Below are 17,758 nucleotides of genomic sequence, written 5' to 3'. Positions count from 1 at the left end.
ATTTATATTGTAATAAGAAAATGTAAAAAATACAAGGAGTAAGGTATGGCAAAAGAACCGTGGCAAGAAGATATTTATGAAAACAGAGAAGAAGAAACAAGATTAGAGCGTCGTCACCGTAAACAAAAAGGAAAAGGTGTTGTTGCCAATCGCGTCTTGACCATTCTAGCTAGCCTCTTCTTTGTAATCGTTGTAGCGATGGTTGTCGTATTGATTTACCTTTCTACTGGAGGAAGTAACCGCACGGCAGCTTTGAAGGATTTTTATGATTCTTCAGCTCCATCGTCAACCTCTAAAGTGGAAGAGTCTTCTTCCTCTACTAGTAAAGCTCAAGAAACGAAAGAATCAACTCCTTCAGAAAGTAGTTCTGAAGAACACACAGATGGAGAAGGAACGCTTACTGTGCAACCTGGAGAAGGAGAAGCAGCTCTCGCTCAGCGTGCAGGGATTTCCATTGCCCAGCTAGAAGCTCTGAATCCTTCTCATATGTCATCAGGAACTTGGTTTGCCAACCCTGGTGATGTCATCAAGACTAGATAGGAGTCGGAAATGAAGACAATTCAAATTGCTATTGATGGTCCTGCTTCGAGTGGTAAGAGTACGGTCGCAAAGATTGTCGCTAAAGATTTTGGTTACACTTATCTCGATACAGGTGCCATGTACCGTGCTGCGACTTATATAGCGCTCAAACACCAGTTGAATGCAGAAAATGTAGATCAACTTCTTGAGCTTCTTAACCAACACCCCATTAGTTTTGGACGTTCAGAAACAGGTGAGCAACTTGTTTTTGTAGGGGATGTTGATATTACCCATCCGATTCGTGAAAATGAAGTGACCAACAAGGTTTCAAGCATCGCTGCCATTCCTGAGGTGCGTGAGAAACTGGTTTCGCTCCAGCAAGAGATTGCTCAGCAAGGTGGTATCGTCATGGATGGGCGTGATATCGGGACAGTTGTTTTACCACAAGCTGAACTCAAGATTTTCCTAGTGGCTTCTGTTGAAGAAAGAGCAGAGCGTCGTTACAAGGAAAATATTGCTAAAGGGATCGAGACTGACTTGGAAACGTTGAAAGAAGAGATTGCTGCGCGTGACTACAAGGATAGTCATCGTGAAACCTCTCCTCTCAGACAGGCTGAGGATGCAGTTTATCTTGACACAACTGGACTAAGTATCCAAGAAGTGGTCGAAAAAATCAAATCAGAAGCAAAAAAATATATGTCCTAGGGACGAGAGGAGCAGGCTAAATGAAGCCTGCTCCTTTTCTCTCTTTTGCGCGCGTTTCAAAACAGCCTTTTTGGGAGAATTTTGATAAAATAGTAGTATCAATAAAAAGGACGGAAGCATGACAAAGAAAATCATAGCCATTTGGGCCCAAGATGAAAAAGGTGTGATTGGGAAGGAAAATCGTCTCCCTTGGCATTTGCCAGCAGAGTTGCAACATTTTAAGGAAACAACTTTAAATCATGCTATACTGATGGGACGAGTGACCTTTGATGGCATAGGACGTCGTCTGCTTCCAAAACGGCAAACCCTGATTTTAACGCGAAATAGCGAAGAAGTCATAGATGGGGCGCTCGTATTTCAAGATGTGGAGTCTGTTTTAGCGTGGTATCAGAGTCAGGAAAAAAATCTCTATATCATTGGCGGAAAGCAGATTTTTCAGGCTTTTGAGCCTTATTTAGATGAAATCATCGTGACGCAGATTCATGCTCAGGTGGAGGGAGATACCTATTTTCCTGAGGAGTTTGACTTGTCTCGTTTTGAGACAGTAGCAAGCAAATCTTACACCCGAGATGAGAAAAACGACTATGATTTTACCATCGAATACCGAGATAGAAAGGAAGTCTAATGGAGCGCAGTATATTTGGATTTTTTACAGCTTTTTTGTGTGTGATCTGTATTTTGACTGGAGCACAGGCTTTTCGTAAGAAGCGCTATGGACTGTCTGCCTTACTCTGGTTGAATGCTTTTACCAATCTGGTAAACAGTGTCCACGCTTTTTATATGACCTTATTTTAGATAGAATGATAAATTAGAATGGAAGGAAATCATGCCTACAAATAGGAAAAATGATATGATGGTTTATTGCTCATTTTGTGGCAAAAGCCAAGAAGAAGTAAAGAAAATAATCGCTGGCAACAACGCCTTTATCTGTAATGAATGTGTGGAGTTGGCTCAGGAAATCATTCGGGAGGAGTTGGCTGAGGAAGTCTTGGCAGACTTGTCTGAAGTACCAAAACCAATCGAGCTCCTCAATATCTTGAACCACTATGTGATTGGTCAAGATCGTGCCAAACGTGCCTTGGCAGTGGCAGTTTACAACCACTACAAACGCATCAATTTCCATGATACGCGTGAAGAGTCAGAAGATGTGGATTTGCAAAAGTCAAACATCTTGATGATTGGTCCAACTGGTTCAGGGAAAACTTTCTTGGCTCAGACTTTGGCTAAGAGCTTGAACGTGCCTTTCGCTATTGCAGATGCGACAGCTCTGACTGAGGCTGGGTATGTGGGTGAGGACGTGGAAAATATCCTCCTCAAACTCTTGCAGGCTGCTGACTTTAACATCGAACGTGCAGAACGTGGGATTATCTACGTAGATGAAATTGACAAAATTGCCAAGAAGAGCGAGAATGTGTCTATCACACGTGACGTTTCGGGTGAAGGAGTGCAACAAGCCCTTCTCAAGATTATCGAGGGAACTGTAGCTAGCGTGCCACCTCAAGGTGGACGCAAACATCCACAACAAGAGATGATTCAGGTGGATACCAAGAATATCCTCTTTATCGTGGGTGGTGCTTTTGATGGCATCGAAGAAATCGTTAAACAACGTCTGGGAGAAAAAGTCATCGGTTTTGGTCAAAGTAACAAGGCAATTGACGAAAATAGCTCCTACATGCAAGAAATTATCGCTGAAGATATTCAAAAATTTGGGATTATCCCTGAGTTGATTGGGCGCTTGCCTGTCTTTGCTGCTCTTGAGCAATTGACGGTCGATGACTTGGTTCGCATCTTGAAAGAGCCAAGAAATGCTTTGGTCAAACAATACCAAACCTTGCTTTCTTATGATGATGTCGAGTTGGAATTTGACGACGAAGCCCTACAAGAGATTGCTAATAAAGCTATCGAACGTAAAACTGGCGCGCGTGGTCTTCGCTCTATCATTGAGGAAACCATGCTGGATGTCATGTTTGAAGTACCGAGTCAGGAAAATGTGAAACTGGTTCGCATCACGAAAGAAGCTGTCGATGGAACGGATAAACCAATCCTAGAAACAGCCTAGAGGTGATTATGGAAATCAATACACATAATGCTGAAATCTTGCTCAGTGCAGCCAATAAGTCCCACTATCCGCAGGATGAACTGCCGGAGGTTGCTCTAGCCGGGCGTTCAAATGTTGGCAAGTCTAGCTTTATCAACACTATGCTGAACCGCAAGAATCTAGCCCGTACATCAGGAAAACCTGGGAAAACCCAGCTACTCAACTTCTTTAACATTGATGACAAGATGCGTTTTGTGGATGTACCAGGTTATGGCTATGCCCGCGTTTCCAAAAAGGAACGTGAAAAGTGGGGGCGCATGATTGAGGAGTACCTAACGACTCGGGAAAATCTCCGTGCGGTTGTCAGTCTGGTTGACCTCCGTCACGACCCGTCAGCAGATGATGTGCAGATGTACGAATTTCTCAAGTATTATGAGATTCCGGTTATCATCGTTGCGACCAAGGCGGACAAGATTCCTCGTGGTAAGTGGAACAAGCACGAATCAGCAATCAAAAAGAAATTAAACTTTGACCCAAGTGACGACTTCATCCTCTTTTCATCTGTCAGCAAGGCAGGGATGGATCAGGCTTGGGATGCAATATTAGAAAAATTGTGAGGGAAAGAAATGGCAAAAACAATTCATACAGACAAAGCTCCAAAAGCTATCGGACCATATGTTCAAGGAAAAATCGTTGGCAATCTTTTGTTTGCGAGCGGTCAAGTTCCCCTATCTCCTGAAACTGGAGAAATTGTAGGAGAAACGATCCAAGAACAGACAGAACAAGTCTTGAAAAATATCGGTGCTATTTTGGCTGAAGCAGGAACAGACTTTGACCATGTTGTCAAAACCACTTGCTTCTTGAGCGATATGAATGACTTTGTTCCTTTTAACGAGGTTTACCAAACTGCCTTTAAAGAGGAATTTCCAGCTCGTTCAGCTGTGGAAGTTGCACGTCTTCCTCGTGATGTAAAAGTCGAAATTGAAGTGATCGCAGAGATTGGATAAGCTAGTTGAAGTTTGGCTCTGCCAAACTTTTTTTGATATAAGGAGAGATAGATGACAAAAAAACAACTTCACCTTGTGATTGTAACAGGGATGAGTGGTGCAGGGAAAACGGTAGCCATTCAGTCCTTCGAAGATTTGGGATATTTCACCATTGACAATATGCCACCAGCCCTCTTACCAAAGTTTTTGCAGTTGGTAGAGACCAAGGATGATGACCACAAACTGGCCTTGGTAGTCGATATGCGGAGCCGTTCCTTCTTTTCAGAGATTCAGGCTGTTTTGGATGAATTGGAAAACCAAGATGATTTGGATTTCAAAATCCTCTTTTTGGACGCTGCGGATAAAGAATTAGTCGCTCGCTATAAGGAAACCAGACGGAGTCACCCACTTGCTGCAGATGGTCGAATTTTAGATGGCATTAAGCTGGAACGTGAACTTTTGGCACCTTTGAAAAACATGAGCCAGAATGTGGTGGATACGACAGAACTCACTCCGCGTGAACTTCGTAAAACCATTGCTGAGCAATTTTCGGACCAAGAACAAGCCCAGTCTTTCCGTATCGAGGTCATGTCTTTTGGATTCAAGTATGGTATCCCTATCGATGCGGACTTGGTATTTGATGTCCGTTTTTTGCCAAATCCCTATTACCTACCAGAACTGCGCAATCAAACGGGGCTGGATGAGCCTGTCTACAATTATGTAATGAAACATGCAGAATCGGAAAGTTTCTATCAGCACTTGCTCGCCTTGATTGAGCCGATCTTGCCAAGCTACAAAAAAGAAGGCAAGTCTGTTTTAACCATTGCAGTGGGATGTACAGGTGGACAGCACCGTAGTGTTGCCTTTGCCAAGAGAATCGCTGAGGACCTTGCTAAAAACTGGCCTGTCAATGAAAGTCATCGTGACAAAGACCGAAGAAAGGAAACGGTAAACCGTTCATGAGAAAACCTAAAATAACGGTGATTGGTGGAGGAACTGGTATCCCCGTCATTTTGAAAAGTTTACGGGAAAAGGATGTTGAGATCGCAGCCATCGTAACAGTTGCTGATGATGGTGGATCTTCTGGTGAGCTAAGAAAGAGTATCCAACAACTGACACCACCTGGAGATCTTCGTAATGTTTTGGTGGCCATGTCGGATATGCCTAAGTTTTATGAGAAGGTTTTTCAGTACCGATTCTCAGAAGAGGCTGGAGCTTTTGCTGGCCATCCCCTAGGGAACCTCATCATCGCAGGCCTGTCAGAAATGCAAGGTTCTACCTATAATGCTATGCAATTACTCAGTAAGTTTTTTCATACAACAGGAAAGATTTACCCCTCAAGTGACCACCCTTTGACGCTACATGCAGTCTTTAAAGACGGTTCGGAAGTAGCTGGTGAGAGCCATATTGCAGATCATCCAGGTATGATTGACCATGTATATGTGACCAATACCTTGGATGATGAAACACCGCAAGCCAGCCGTCGAGTGGTTACTACCATTCTAGAGAGTGACATGATCGTCTTGGGGCCTGGTTCCCTCTTTACATCGATTTTGCCCAATATCGTGATCGAGGAGATTGGGCAGGCTCTCTTGGAGACCAAGGCAGAGATAGCCTATGTCTGCAATATCATGACCCAGCGTGGGGAAACAGAGCACTTTTCAGACAGTGACCACGTGGAAGTCCTCCATCGTCATCTAGGTCGGTCTTTTATTGATACGGTTTTGGTCAATATTGAAAAGGTTCCTAGAGAATATATGGATACCAACCGATTTGATGAATATTTGGTACAGGTGGAACATGATTTTGCTGGTCTCTGCAAGCAGGTGCCTCGTGTGATTTCTTCCAATTTCCTTCGTTTGGAAAATGGAGGAGCCTTCCACGATGGGGATTTGATTGTGGATGAATTGATGCGAATTATACAGGTGCGAAAATGAGTTTTACAGTTGCAGTAAAAGAAGAAATTCTTGGTCAACACCATCTCAGTCGTCATGAATTATCAGCCATCATCAAGATGTCTGGTAGTATTGGTCTCTCGACTTCGGGCTTGACCCTGTCTGTCGTGACTGAGAATGCCAAGTTGACTCGGCACCTCTATGGGTCCTTTCTCCATTTTTATGATATCAAGTCAGAGATTCGCCACCATCAGAGAAGCAATCTTCGCAAGAACCGTGTCTATACGATCTATACTGATGAGAGGGTGCAGGAACTTTTAGCTGATTTGCGGCTTGCGGATTCCTTCTTTGGTTTGGAGACGGGTATTGATCCCGATATTTTAGCAGATGAAGAAGCTGGTCGTGCTTACTTATGTGGGGCCTTTCTGGCAAATGGCAGCATCCGAGATCCTGAGTCTGGCAAGTACCAGTTGGAGATTAGTTCCGTTTATATGGACCATGCCCAAGGATTGGTCTCCCTCCTTCAGCAGTTTTTGCTGGATGCCAAGGTCATTGAGCGCAAGAAAGGTGCGGTTACCTATCTCCAGCGGGCAGAAGACATCATGGATTTCTTGATTGTGATTGGGGCCATGCAGGCGCGTGATAATTTTGAGCGCGTCAAGATTTTGCGTGAAACCCGTAACGATCTCAATCGGGCCAATAATGCTGAAACAGCCAATATCGCTCGAACGGTTTCTGCTAGTATGAAGACCATCAATAATATCAGTAAAATCAAAGATAGAATGGGTTTGGAAAATTTACCAGTGGATTTGCAGGAGGTAGCTCAGTTGCGAATCCAGCACCCAGACTATTCTATCCAGCAGTTGGCAGATAGCCTGAGCAATCCCTTGACCAAAAGTGGCGTCAACCACAGACTCAGAAAAATAAACAAGATAGCAGATGAATTATAAAACCACGAATCAGTTGATCCGTGGTTCTTTTCTTATAAACTGGTTGAGTGTTTGGGTTGTACTTTTTGGTCAGGGTCGATGTAGTTAATGGCATTGTTAACAGCTGTTGGAGCTTCACCCAGTCCTGTCGCGATCAAATCAATCTTACCTTCATAGTAGCAACAGTCCCCAATGGCATAGATACCTGCTTGGCTGGATTCTTGCTTGCTGTTGACAATAATCTTGTGGCGGTTGAGGTCCAGACCCCAATTTTTNAGATTGCCGACAGATGATTTGAAACCATAGTTGACAAAGAGGTGGTCTACCTCAATAGTTTCAGTTTCATCTGATTTGACTTTGGTGATTTCTAGTTTATCGAGTGTTTTTCCATCTCCGAGGAGTTGGCTAGGAACGAACGGTGTCTTAATGGTTACAGATGATTCTTGTAGAGCTTGCACACTGTGTTCCAAGGCGCGGAAGTTATCTCGACGGTGAACAAGTGTAGTTGGCGCAATTTTTTCAAAAGCTAGAGCCCAGTCCACTGCTGAGTCCCCACCACCTAGAATGGTTACTTTCTTACCTGCGTATTGTTGAATGTTGGACACGTGGTAGTGGATATTTTCATAGTCCTCAACACCCTCTAATTCAAGCGGTCGTGGTTTAAAGGCGCCACCCCCCATGGCAATGATAACTGTTTTAGTCAGGTGACTACCTTTAGAGGTTGTAATGGCAAAGCCTTGATCTTGTTTTTCAATCTCAAGAACAGTTTCATTGAGATGAACAGGTGTTTCAAAGCCGTTTAGCTGTTCAATCAAGCGATTGGTCAACTCTTCTCCAGTTAAGTTTGGAAAACCTGGCACATCAAGGATTTGCTTCTCAGGGTAGAGGATGGCTGGTTGACCACCGAGCTGGGGAAGAGAGTCGATGATTTGGACTTTGGCTTGGCGTAGGTGGGCGTAAAAGGCAGCAAAGAGGCCAACAGGACCGCCACCTACAATGGTAATATCATAGAGTTGAGACATGATTTCTCCTTCGTTTTTTCTAGTCAGTTTATTTTATCATATTTTTGATTAAAATATGACAAAACGCTTAAACCCCCTGATATAGCTATTTCTTGGATAGTAGGGATTCTAATTTGTGGACTTTTTTAGGAACTTTTTAAATTTTCGAGGACTTTTTCAAAAATAGAAACAGTCCTTTTTTTGCTATCTTTTGATAAGTGACTGTATGTGTCCATAGTCATCGAAATTTTAGAATGGCCTAGTCTTGTTTGGATTTCTTTATATCCTACTCCAGCATTCAGCAAAATACTAGCATGTGTGTGGCGAAAAGCATGAAAACTAACACTAGGACAACCAGCACCTTGTAAATGCTTTTCAAGTCTAAAACGGAGTCCACCAGCTTCTCTGTATTCATCAAAGGTATTAGGAAACACTTTTTCAAAAGTCATGCCTATTTCTCTCCCTAATTGCGCTTGTCGGGTTTTATAAAGGCGAAGCATAAGCACTGTTTTATTGTCTAAGTCAATTACTCTTAGGCTTGATTTAGTTTTTGGGCTTGTAATCTCTTTTGTCATGGTTAGAGTTTTAGTAACTTCTAATGTTCCATCCTGTAAGTCGATATCAGACCATTGCAGGGCTAGACATTCACGAATACGCAAACCAGTTGCTAAAAGCGTCTTATAAAGTACCGTATCATAGAAATTTTTGTAAGTGTTAGGCAGCTGATCCAGATAAGTTAAGAATTTCTTTAAATTCTCATCGTCAAGATATTTCAATTTCTTTTCTTCTTTTGGTTTGCATCGTGGCACAATGATATCACTAGCTGGATTTGTAGAAATTACTTGTAGTGAGACTGCATAAGACAATATACGTTTATTCAAGGCGTGTAGTTGGTTGTATTGTTGATACCCTTTTCCAAGTTGGTTGTAATCTTTAGCCCATTGGTTTACCTGGTGCTGAACGATAGCAGGGGTTATCCTATCAAGTTTGTACTCTCCAAAAGCTGGTAGTAGGTACTTTCTGATGTTAGTTTTCGTTCCTACTTGGGTGCTATGTTTGACGGTATGGCAGTAGTTTTCTAACCAGAGTTCCGTCAATTCCTGATAGGTGGTAACGTTAACAGCTTTTGTGACAGTTGAGCCTTTTTTTTCAAACTCTACCTTGGCTTGAATGGCCTTGCTTTTGAGTTCTTTCTTTGTGCGTGCTGATATGGTAGTCTTGACCTTCTTACCAGTCACAGAATCAATGCCAAGATAGATACTAGAGCGGTAGACTGCTGATCCGTCTTTTTTCGTGTGTTGTGTAATTTTCATGGTTTTAACTCCTTTTTCCATCAGCAGGCAAGCAATTAGAAAAGGTTTTGAGTTTATACCATGCTAGGAGTTACGAGCCCCCCTTATTTTCGATTTTAAGCAGTCAGACTGTAAAAATGTACCAGAATAGGAAACAAGGCGCAAATGGGGCTTATTTTTCGCCTTTCTGTTGGTTTGTAAAATGATAGTCATCTTTTTCATCTAATGGGAAGGGATATATCTGGTTTACTCCGTAAGTTTCATCGGAGGAGACTAGCAAGTTAAATATCAGGACTAGATTTCTATCCTTGATTTTCATCTCTTCATCTGATACAAATTGGACAAATCTTTTAAAGCGATTTTCTTGTTTTTTGAAAAGGAGTTCATCAAATTCTTCTAAAGTTGGGAGTTTTCGGTTTAATTCTTGAAATGCTTCCCACTCTTTTTCAGATATCATAAGATAAGAAACTGGAACTTTAAAAAATTTTGCTATTTTTGTGGCGTTTTTAGTTCGTATAGAAGTTTCACCACTTTCCCAACGTTGCAACGTTCGCAAGTTAACGCCTAATATTTTAGCGAGTTGATCTTGCGAAATTCCTTCTTTTTCTCTTAAATTTTTTATTCTATTCATGATTGTAACATTACCTTTCAATAATATTATAAACAATTACGGCATAAAAAGCCACAAAAATAAAAAATAAATATTATTTTGCTTGACAAACGGTTTTTTATGCCGTATAATACAGTTAAAACAACGGCAAAAAAAGCCGTTAGAGAGGAGGGTGTAAATGCTGATAACAGTTGAAACGGCTGTAAAAGTCCGAAAAAAGCGAGCAGTGGAGCAACTCACTAAGAAAGATTTATCGGAAAAATTGGGCATCAAGTCGCAAACTTTGACTAAGGTTGAAACAGGTAACTATGATGCCCCACGTCGGATTTACCAGTCGGTTATGGATTGGTTGATTGATGATTTATGATTTTTAACATTACCTTTCACCAGTTGAAAATCAAGTAAATTATTAGAAAGGAGCGAACTAATGGAAGATGATTTTAAGACAGTTACAAATGCCAAAGGGTTAGAAATTCCCAAGTATTACAAGGATTTTAAAAAGCTAGTTGAGAAAGACAGACAACTAGCCGAATATCTTTGTATGAACTACTAGTCCTTGGACAGTGAAGACCTGGGGGCATTTCTTGAAACGGTGGAGCAGGGATTCAGCTGGATTCTGGATCTTATCGGAAGTAAAGACTTGCTTTATAAACCTAAGTCAGGGAAAAAAGCATGAAAAAGACAACAAAAAAAGTCACTTGCTCAAATTTTGGTCGAGGAGAGCAAGCGACAATACATTGGTATAGATATTTTTTCTATACCTTGATTATAGCATAGAAAGACAAGGTATACAATGGGAAAACAACATCAAGCAGTAAAATTCAAGGATATTGCTGAAAAATTGTCCGAATTAGAGGGCAAAAACTTAGAAGAAATTGCAGGAGTGTTAGGCTATCGCAATTTAGACAGTTGCAAGGTTAATCTTTACAATCTCAGACAAAACAAGCGACTAGGTTTCAAAGTAGAAAAAGGAGTTTACACTAAGTTTGAACTCTTGGACGATACTGTAAAAGAGGAGCTAGAAGATAAGGAACTTGGGGAACGTGGTCGCTATTTGAAGAGTGTAGACCGCTACAAGGCTATGCTAAATGCTTTTTCTATCGCCTTTGATAGCACGGTTAAGGCAGAAACTAGACAAAAAGCAGAACATGACGGACTGAAAGCCTTGGATAGGATTCCAGATAAATACTACGCCTTACTTTATGACATGATGGAGGGCTAGGGATGGAAGCAAAAACACACTTCGCTAGATTCATGCGTCGAGGTATGGAACTAGCAAGGCAATTACATAGCAAAGAAATCCAACGTGAAGAATTTGATAGAGCCTGGAAAAGATTAGGCGATCAAATCGAAAACGAAACGAAGACAAACTAAGAAAACCGAAGAGCAGGCAAGCAATTAGAAAAGGTTTTGAAAATCAAGTGCTGACAGGGTGATTCTAAGCACTTGTTTAGAAAAAATGTGGGTGATTACCCATGAAACACCGCTACAAGCGTACGGCAACATGGGGCGATAGCCCAGCGTTTGGAGTGGTGGGAAAAGCTGGATAGGAAACGACAAACAAAAGGCCATCAAGGTAATTACAAAACAAATAAATAGAGGTAAAAACATGTTAGCAGATAAATTAGAAGCTGTTTCAACAGATCTAGAAGAAATACAGGGAAATCTCACAGGGGTCAGAAACATCTTAGTTAAAAGAGCAATCAGTAGGGTATTAAATGACTTGGACGATATCTATAATGAACTAACTAGCACAGAATACCATGAGCAACAAAAAACGCTTAAGGAACAGACTGAAGAGATGAAACTAAATGTAATTGCTGAGGTAATAGGCGGGCTGGAAGGTAGAGAAGAATCCTATTATAGAAATTTTTGGGGTGATACTAAGTTTTTAAAATCACTTTCTCACTTTGACGGATTCCTTTTCTTACACACATACCTAGCTGAAATAACTAAAGAGAATGACTACCCTATGACTCCAGATCAAGTGTTAAATTATGTTTGGGAGGTCATAGCGGTTGATATCGCAAAGAAAAAACGAGGGAAAAAGAACGTTTTGGATTCATGGACAGACTCATCCCTATATACCCGTGGCATGATGATCGATTAGGAGAAATAGCATGAATGAACTAGATTTGATCAACACACAGGCGGTTATCTTCATGATGGTATTGATTGGCTTGTTACTTTATCTAAACCACCGAGACCGTAAAAAAAGCGCCGAAATCGAGCGAGAAAGTGCACAGACGATAGAAATGACTAGCGAGGATTTAAGCCCTGATTATGGGCGATATATCCAACTTGCAGGGGTTAAGCCATGGGGGTACTAAGATGTTTGAAAAAATGGTTGAAGAACTTAAAATCAAAATATTAGAAGCCTTAGAACGTTACCTAAAAAGCCATGAGAAAATACCGCCTAGAATGCTTAAGTTGATGAATAGAAGTGAAGTCAAGCAAGAGTTGAAAATCAGCGACAATACGCTAAGTAAGTGGGAAAGATTGGGCTTACGGCGCTATCAACCGCCCGACGAAGATTCAAGAATTGTATTTTATTTAGTGGACGACATTCATAAATTTATGGGGGTGGATGAATGAGAGTGATAGAGTTAACCTTGTCTAGTGACAAATTAGCCTTATTCGGCTTTCTCAAGTCTACCCCTACACAAGTTTGGAAGAATGGGGACTACTATAAGTTTGTGTACTACGAGCCGATAGGTGAGGGACTTACAGATTTTCGGTACAAAGGTTTATATGTAACTATCAGAGATGATAAAAGCCATAAGGAGGGCTGGGAACTAACTAGATCATTGGAAATTGCTTTGGCTAGTCCTGACTTGCTGACGATCCTGAAAGATTTAGAAGTAAACAAATTGACAGAGCAACGGCAGGGGCTGGGAGTAGAGTTGAAAGGTTGGGTTCTTGACCTGATTTGTAACGGGATTTATACCAGATATGAGACTTCGGTCTTTGTTCGTTTACTATTTGTGAATGGCTACAGTTTTAGTCAGCTGGTGGACTTGTTTTCTGCAATCGTCAAACGGAAAGAACTAGCCAGCTATTTCCTAGAAGTAGCAACTAAATTCTATAAGGAGGTAGCTTTTGAATAGTGAAGAAATTGTAAATAAAATCATTGAAGAGAATCAGCCAAGAGCATCGCCTACCGTGGTGGACTTGACCCAAGCAAGGGAGACCAATGAGGAAAACAATAGCCTGCATCTAACACCTAAAACCAAAGGGAAAGGCTTTGCCATAACCTTGGACAATCTCAAGAAGATTTTAAGTGGAGATAGCAAGCTGAAAGGGGCGATACAGTACAACACCTTTACTTATGAAATTGATGTGACAAAACCAACAAAATTGAACGGTAGAACCTTAAGCGGAACCATTGACGACCTAATTATTAGAGAGGTTAGGGCTTATATTGCTACAAAGTACAAGATGGACTATAAAAAAGGGGATATCGCCGATATTTTAGAAGTGGTAGCTGGAGAACATAGCTACAATCCTTTAAAAGACTATCTAGAAGCATGCGAAAGCGAGTATAAAGAGTTAGTGAATCAGCGTGCTCCCTTTGATATTCTAAGGCATTACCTCAATATCAAAGATGATGAATATAATCGTATTATCATGGACTTGTTTTTTCGTGGAGCAGTTGCAAAGGTGTTTGACCCAACTGTTAAGTTTGACTTTGTACTGGACTTGACTGGACGGCAGGGAGTAGGAAAGACCCAATTTTTTGAGGGACTTTTCACTCACAAGTATTTTACAACCGTTGAAACTTTCACAGACAAAGACGATAAGGCTAGAATGGCTAGAAATTGGTGTGTATTTGATGATGAAATGGTGGCCAGTAAAAAGGCTAGTTTTTCAGAGTTGAAGAAGTTCATCACCGAAACCAAACTAGAGTATAGACCGCCCTACGCTTCTAGTGATAGACGATTACCCAAGAGTTTTATCATCGTGAGGGCAACTAATGATCATGATTATTTGAACGACTTAACAGGGGAAAGGCGCTTTCTTGTTGCTGAAGTACATAAGGATACCACTTATAAGGGCAGGAAGTGGACGGAAAAAGACCGTAGAGCCTTTTGGGGCGCTATGGTAGTAGCTTGGAAGTCTAACCAGTCTTTGACGCTGACAGACGAGCAGGAGAACCTGGTAAATGAGGTAAGAAGTAGGTACAAATTTGCTGATGAAACCCTTGAGGATTTGGAGCGCTATTTAGCTTTACCTTATCCAAAAAATATGTATCAGTACCCAATATCAGACCGGACAAGATACTATTATATCTATGACATGATGAATGAAGGATATTTTAGAAATAGCGAAGGTGGAACGGCGGAACTGGATACAGATAAATATGGCGAATTGGTAGGTAGGAGCAAGATGACTATTAACCTATTTTTCCAAGAGGTATATTTGACTGATAATGTACCACCAAAAGATAAGGCAAAGGTTAAGAAGTTCATGCAAAATCGTGACGGTTGGGAACACAAACGATCTTTAAAATTTGGAAAAAGTGTTAAGCCTGGTTATTCAAAACCTAAAAGGTAGTTAGGGTAGTCACTAATTCAAAAAATAACTACCTTTTAGATGGTAGCTAAAGCCTTTAAACAAAAAGAATTTAGAAAAATGGTAGTTTTTAAGATTTTACTGACTACCATTGTGAACCCTTGGTATTACTGAATTCAATGTAAAAAAGTAGTTATTTTATATTATTTATAAAGTATGTAGAATAAATAGATTAAAGGCGTTTATTATTTATTTTTTTGGAGCGAGGTGACTACCTGACTACGCATTTTATAAACCCTTGGGGCTGTAAGGCGGAGGTGGTAGTCACTAGATACCCAAAAATGACTACCTTTTCAGAGAAAGGAGGATATATGAATGAATTGCATAAAGGTTGGATTTATTTCCTAAACCGTGGTATAATTAAGAGTGTAAAGTTACCAGAATATGGTGACATTCGGTTGATAATTTCAGATGGTGTTGTGACCATGGTAGAAACCAAAACACAACAAAAATTTTAAATACTGACTTGAAAACAAGAGGTAGGACATAAGACGTAAATACGTTTTTTGTTCTGCCTTTTTTTGCTTAAAAATGAAAGGAAATAAAAAATATGACTATGAGACTTAAAGGACAAACAAAAAACGAATACATGCAAGCTAGAGAAGCATTTATGAATGCAGTGAAAACTAATGCTCCACAAGATCAGCAAACAAAACTTTACGGTGATATGTTAGACAAAATGCAGGAACATATGATTGAAGAAGCTAAAACTGCATCATATTCAGGAGATGGCTTTACATCACAGCCTAATACTTTAAAGGGCAATGAAATGGTATTCTTTAATGAATTTGATAAGAATATCCCTAAAGGGGTGGAAAAACTTCTCCCAGAGGAGACGATTGACAGAATTTTTGAAGATATAAAATCAGAACATCCCTTACTTGAAAAAATTGGACTAAAAAACCTAGGAATCCGCCTAAACTTTTTGACATCAGAGCGTAGTGGTGGAGCAGTTTGGGGCAAGGTTTTTGGAGAAATCAAAGGGCAATTAAAAGCTAGTTTTGGAAGTAAACAAGAAATCCAGCATAAGTTGACGGCTTTCATCGTGATCCCGAAAGATTTTAAAGAACTTGGACCGATTTGGATTGAAAATTTTGTAAGAACTCAATTAACAGAAGCTTTTGCAGTAGCATTGGAAGAAGCGTTTTTAAACGGCGATGGTGATAATAAACCTCTAGGACTAACAAGACAATTGACGGGAGTAGCACAAGGTTCAAATATTACTTATCCTAAAAAAGAAAAACAAGCTTTAAAATTAACTTTTGAAAATCCCAAGGAAACAGTAAACCAGGTATCAGAAATCTTCAAATTCCACTCTGTAAAAGCTGATGGAGTTAGTTTTGTCGATACGACCAATAAGATTGTCCTTGTCGTGAATTCAGAAGAAATTTGGGAGATCGAGAAGAAACTAATTAATTTCACAGACAGCGCAGCATATAACAAGGCGGTACCTCTAAATTTACAAATCATTCCTTCAATCTCTCAAGAAAAAGGGAAGGCGACTTCTTTCATTCAAGGGCGCTATGATGCAGTTGTAGGTGGAGGAATTAACTTACAACGCTATCAGGATACACTAGCACTTGAAGATATGGATCTCTATGTAGCTAAACAATTTGCTTATGGTAAGGCTCATGATGAAAAGTCAGCTGCAATCTGGGAGCTTGATTTCTCAAAAAATCAAGAGCCAGGTATTGGAGGTTAATCGATGAATAGCACTGATGTAATTAATCTCTTTCTTTTGTATCAGGACTATAATCTGGTTTATGTTAATCCATTTCATGAACTCATGAAGAATCTTTTTCATAAAATGCATGAACAAGAAGCTACAGAATTCTTCAGTAAGCAAGAGGAAGTTAAAAAAGAAATACTAAACGAAATTGAAGAGTATAAACAAGACTACACTTCGATTTTAAGCGATATGTTTTTGACAACGCGTCAAAAAGAAAATCATTTAAAAAATGAATTTGAAAATAGACACAAAGCCATTAGGGAAAAATCTTTAGTATATTTTAAAGATTGGAAGGAGTTTTCTCAGAACAAAATTTCACCTTTAGTTACTGATATGGGATCAACACTACAAGAAGAAAATAGTCTTTATCGTTCTGATATCTTTGAGTTTTTAGATAAGCTAAAGAGCTTTTATACTATCGAATCTCACGAAGTAGCTACTGACGGCTTTTTGAGAAGTAAACTGCCAGAAGAATATCACGTCAAACTATTAGAAGGAAAGTTTAAAGACAAATACTACTACATAGACAAAGGGCAACAACGATACTATGAGCAGGCCATTCTTAAAGAATTGGAACACTATAATCTTTCTCCAGATATGGTTTTATGGAGTGACTTGCTTCTAGAGGAGTTAGTACAAGATGGTAAAATCAAGGGGAATAGTGTAGAAGAATTTACAGAGTATATCTCTGGAGTGGTAGATGATTTTATAGATCGGAAAGAGCAAGAACTTATTAAACAAAGGGAAGTCTTTAATGATCTACCAGAGAAAAAGAAGCATATTATTTCTAAATTCTTTGGGCAATAAACAAAATGAAGATAGGTTTGCGCCTATCTTTTTTAGTATTCTTTCATGAATTCCTTGTTTTAAGGTAACAGTGAACTCATATAACAGCATCTTATAAAACGCTTGATAGAGTAAGGGAATAGCTTGGCAAGCGAATTCAATAGAATGTGTAAAACAATGAACTCATAAGACATACTAGAGGTATATGTATTGTGTGTCTAGTTATATTTTTTTAAAAAATAAGAATTTGTAGAGAGTGGTTAGAAAAAATCCCCCCTTTAATAAAAATAATTAAATCATTTAATAAATCAAGAATTACAAACTTAGATCATAATGATTTTAAATAAAGAAAGCATACATAGGTATACCAATAATTAGCAGGGCGTTATTTTAAGGAGTGATAGATTCCAAATAATCTAATTAAGTAAAGAAGTTTATTGAAACAAATATTGCTAGCAGATTAACGAAGAAATATATCAGGTAAGTTAGAATCAGAGATAAAGTTACTATCAATAATGAAAACACACTAATTTATTGAATGTGTAGCATTAAGAACAGATATCATCTTTATAAGTTTAAAAATACTGAAAAGTATTTTTAGGATTTAATAAACTTAGATAGAATGACACCCCCCGGTCAAAAAAATCGAGTCTTTAAAAGGTTTTGGGAACCGGTGGGAGGGGGCAACTGTCCAGA

At 39.7% G+C, this 17,758-nt stretch carries 23 protein-coding genes and 1 pseudogene; 21 read left to right on the top strand and 3 right to left on the bottom strand.

Annotation, left to right across the window (positions count from 1 at the left end):
• The first annotated feature begins 45 nt into the window (after nt 1–45).
• From D8803_RS01860 to whiA, 9 genes are all read left to right on the top strand, one after another.
• Complete coding sequence (locus D8803_RS01860) at nt 46–540, top strand: SAG1386/EF1546 family surface-associated protein (protein ID WP_131200062.1); 495 nt, start codon at nt 46–48, stop codon at nt 538–540.
• A gap of 9 nt (nt 541–549) precedes the next feature.
• Nucleotides 550–1,224, top strand: a complete 675-nt coding sequence (cmk, locus tag D8803_RS01855) for a (d)CMP kinase (protein ID WP_131200061.1) — start codon at nt 550–552, stop codon at nt 1,222–1,224.
• A gap of 118 nt (nt 1,225–1,342) precedes the next feature.
• Nucleotides 1,343–1,849, top strand: a complete 507-nt coding sequence (locus tag D8803_RS01850; protein ID WP_131200060.1) for a dihydrofolate reductase — start codon at nt 1,343–1,345, stop codon at nt 1,847–1,849.
• A gap of 201 nt (nt 1,850–2,050) precedes the next feature.
• The gene (gene clpX, locus D8803_RS01840; RefSeq protein WP_131200059.1) at nt 2,051–3,283 is read left to right on the top strand and encodes an ATP-dependent Clp protease ATP-binding subunit ClpX; all 1,233 of its coding nucleotides are present in this window, start codon (nt 2,051–2,053) and stop codon (nt 3,281–3,283) included.
• Nucleotides 3,284–3,291: 8 nt separating this feature from the next.
• A complete protein-coding gene (yihA, locus tag D8803_RS01835) occupies nt 3,292–3,879 on the top strand; it encodes a ribosome biogenesis GTP-binding protein YihA/YsxC (RefSeq protein WP_131200058.1) in 588 nt (195 codons plus the stop codon).
• A gap of 9 nt (nt 3,880–3,888) precedes the next feature.
• Nucleotides 3,889–4,269: a RidA family protein gene (locus D8803_RS01830; protein ID WP_001140420.1), complete on the top strand. Its 381-nt coding sequence runs from the start codon at nt 3,889–3,891 to the stop codon at nt 4,267–4,269.
• A gap of 51 nt (nt 4,270–4,320) precedes the next feature.
• On the top strand, nt 4,321–5,211 hold the full coding sequence (gene rapZ / locus D8803_RS01825) for an RNase adapter RapZ (RefSeq protein ID WP_000163042.1): 891 nt from the start codon (nt 4,321–4,323) through the stop codon (nt 5,209–5,211).
• Entirely contained in the window at nt 5,208–6,185 is a 978-nt protein-coding gene (locus D8803_RS01820) for a YvcK family protein (RefSeq protein WP_131200057.1), read from the top strand. The genes rapZ and D8803_RS01820 overlap by 4 nt, the downstream gene beginning before the upstream one ends.
• Nucleotides 6,182–7,093 carry a DNA-binding protein WhiA gene (gene whiA / locus D8803_RS01815; RefSeq protein WP_131200056.1) on the top strand — a complete coding sequence of 304 codons (912 nt, stop codon included), beginning with the start codon at nt 6,182–6,184 and terminating at the stop codon, nt 7,091–7,093. Before D8803_RS01820 ends, whiA begins: the two co-directional genes overlap by 4 nt.
• Nucleotides 7,094–7,125: 32 nt before the next feature.
• On the opposite strand, the gene D8803_RS01810 is transcribed toward whiA, so the two are convergent.
• From D8803_RS01810 to D8803_RS01800, 3 genes are all read right to left on the bottom strand, one after another.
• Nucleotides 7,126–8,094, bottom strand: a complete 969-nt coding sequence (locus tag D8803_RS01810) for an NAD(P)/FAD-dependent oxidoreductase (RefSeq protein WP_000081029.1) — start codon at nt 8,092–8,094, stop codon at nt 7,126–7,128.
• Nucleotides 8,095–8,219: 125 nt separating this feature from the next.
• Nucleotides 8,220–9,386 (bottom strand): tyrosine-type recombinase/integrase, encoded by a 1,167-nt coding sequence (locus D8803_RS01805; RefSeq protein ID WP_131200055.1) that lies wholly within the window; start codon nt 9,384–9,386, stop codon nt 8,220–8,222.
• A gap of 151 nt (nt 9,387–9,537) precedes the next feature.
• On the bottom strand, nt 9,538–9,996 hold the full coding sequence (locus D8803_RS01800; RefSeq protein WP_131200054.1) for a helix-turn-helix transcriptional regulator: 459 nt from the start codon (nt 9,994–9,996) through the stop codon (nt 9,538–9,540).
• Nucleotides 9,997–10,153: 157 nt separating this feature from the next.
• Here D8803_RS01800 and D8803_RS01795 point away from each other — a divergent pair, with 157 nt between their 5' ends.
• The 12 genes and pseudogenes from D8803_RS01795 to D8803_RS01745 all read left to right on the top strand — a co-directional run bounded on the left by D8803_RS01795 (nt 10,154) and on the right by D8803_RS01745 (nt 17,083).
• Nucleotides 10,154–10,342, top strand: a complete 189-nt coding sequence (locus tag D8803_RS01795; RefSeq protein WP_050302878.1) for a helix-turn-helix domain-containing protein — start codon at nt 10,154–10,156, stop codon at nt 10,340–10,342.
• A 60-nt stretch (nt 10,343–10,402) separates the two neighbouring features.
• Nucleotides 10,403–10,651: pseudogene (locus D8803_RS09935) on the top strand (hypothetical protein).
• 117 nt (nt 10,652–10,768) lie between these two features.
• Nucleotides 10,769–11,197 (top strand): hypothetical protein, encoded by a 429-nt coding sequence (locus D8803_RS01785; protein ID WP_131200053.1) that lies wholly within the window; start codon nt 10,769–10,771, stop codon nt 11,195–11,197.
• A 2-nt stretch (nt 11,198–11,199) separates the two neighbouring features.
• Nucleotides 11,200–11,349, top strand: coding sequence for a hypothetical protein (locus tag D8803_RS09690; RefSeq protein WP_185760838.1), 150 nt, complete (start codon nt 11,200–11,202; stop codon nt 11,347–11,349).
• Nucleotides 11,350–11,584: 235 nt separating this feature from the next.
• Nucleotides 11,585–12,085 carry a hypothetical protein gene (locus tag D8803_RS01780; RefSeq protein WP_000878911.1) on the top strand — a complete coding sequence of 167 codons (501 nt, stop codon included), beginning with the start codon at nt 11,585–11,587 and terminating at the stop codon, nt 12,083–12,085.
• 10 nt (nt 12,086–12,095) lie between these two features.
• Nucleotides 12,096–12,305, top strand: coding sequence for a hypothetical protein (locus D8803_RS01775; protein WP_131200052.1), 210 nt, complete (start codon nt 12,096–12,098; stop codon nt 12,303–12,305).
• A gap of 1 nt (nt 12,306) precedes the next feature.
• Nucleotides 12,307–12,570 carry a hypothetical protein gene (locus D8803_RS01770; RefSeq protein ID WP_000462052.1) on the top strand — a complete coding sequence of 88 codons (264 nt, stop codon included), beginning with the start codon at nt 12,307–12,309 and terminating at the stop codon, nt 12,568–12,570.
• Complete coding sequence (locus D8803_RS01765) at nt 12,567–13,082, top strand: hypothetical protein (protein ID WP_001263815.1); 516 nt, start codon at nt 12,567–12,569, stop codon at nt 13,080–13,082. Before D8803_RS01770 ends, D8803_RS01765 begins: the two co-directional genes overlap by 4 nt.
• A complete protein-coding gene (locus D8803_RS01760) occupies nt 13,075–14,529 on the top strand; it encodes a virulence-associated E family protein (protein ID WP_131200051.1) in 1,455 nt (484 codons plus the stop codon). Before D8803_RS01765 ends, D8803_RS01760 begins: the two co-directional genes overlap by 8 nt.
• A 329-nt stretch (nt 14,530–14,858) precedes the next feature.
• A complete protein-coding gene (locus tag D8803_RS01755; RefSeq protein WP_131200050.1) occupies nt 14,859–15,005 on the top strand; it encodes a DUF2292 domain-containing protein in 147 nt (48 codons plus the stop codon).
• Nucleotides 15,006–15,097: 92 nt separating this feature from the next.
• Nucleotides 15,098–16,249 (top strand): phage major capsid protein, encoded by a 1,152-nt coding sequence (locus tag D8803_RS01750; RefSeq protein WP_223805038.1) that lies wholly within the window; start codon nt 15,098–15,100, stop codon nt 16,247–16,249.
• Between the two features lie 3 nt (nt 16,250–16,252).
• Nucleotides 16,253–17,083 carry a hypothetical protein gene (locus tag D8803_RS01745; protein ID WP_131200049.1) on the top strand — a complete coding sequence of 277 codons (831 nt, stop codon included), beginning with the start codon at nt 16,253–16,255 and terminating at the stop codon, nt 17,081–17,083.
• Nucleotides 17,084–17,758: the final 675 nt, after the last annotated feature.

The organism is Streptococcus oralis (genome assembly GCF_003943385.1).
GTDB classification, from domain to species: Bacteria; Bacillota; Bacilli; order Lactobacillales; family Streptococcaceae; genus Streptococcus; species Streptococcus oralis_CA.
The sequence above is the reverse complement of the archived record's forward strand: the minus strand, read 5'-3'. Positions and strand labels throughout refer to the sequence as shown.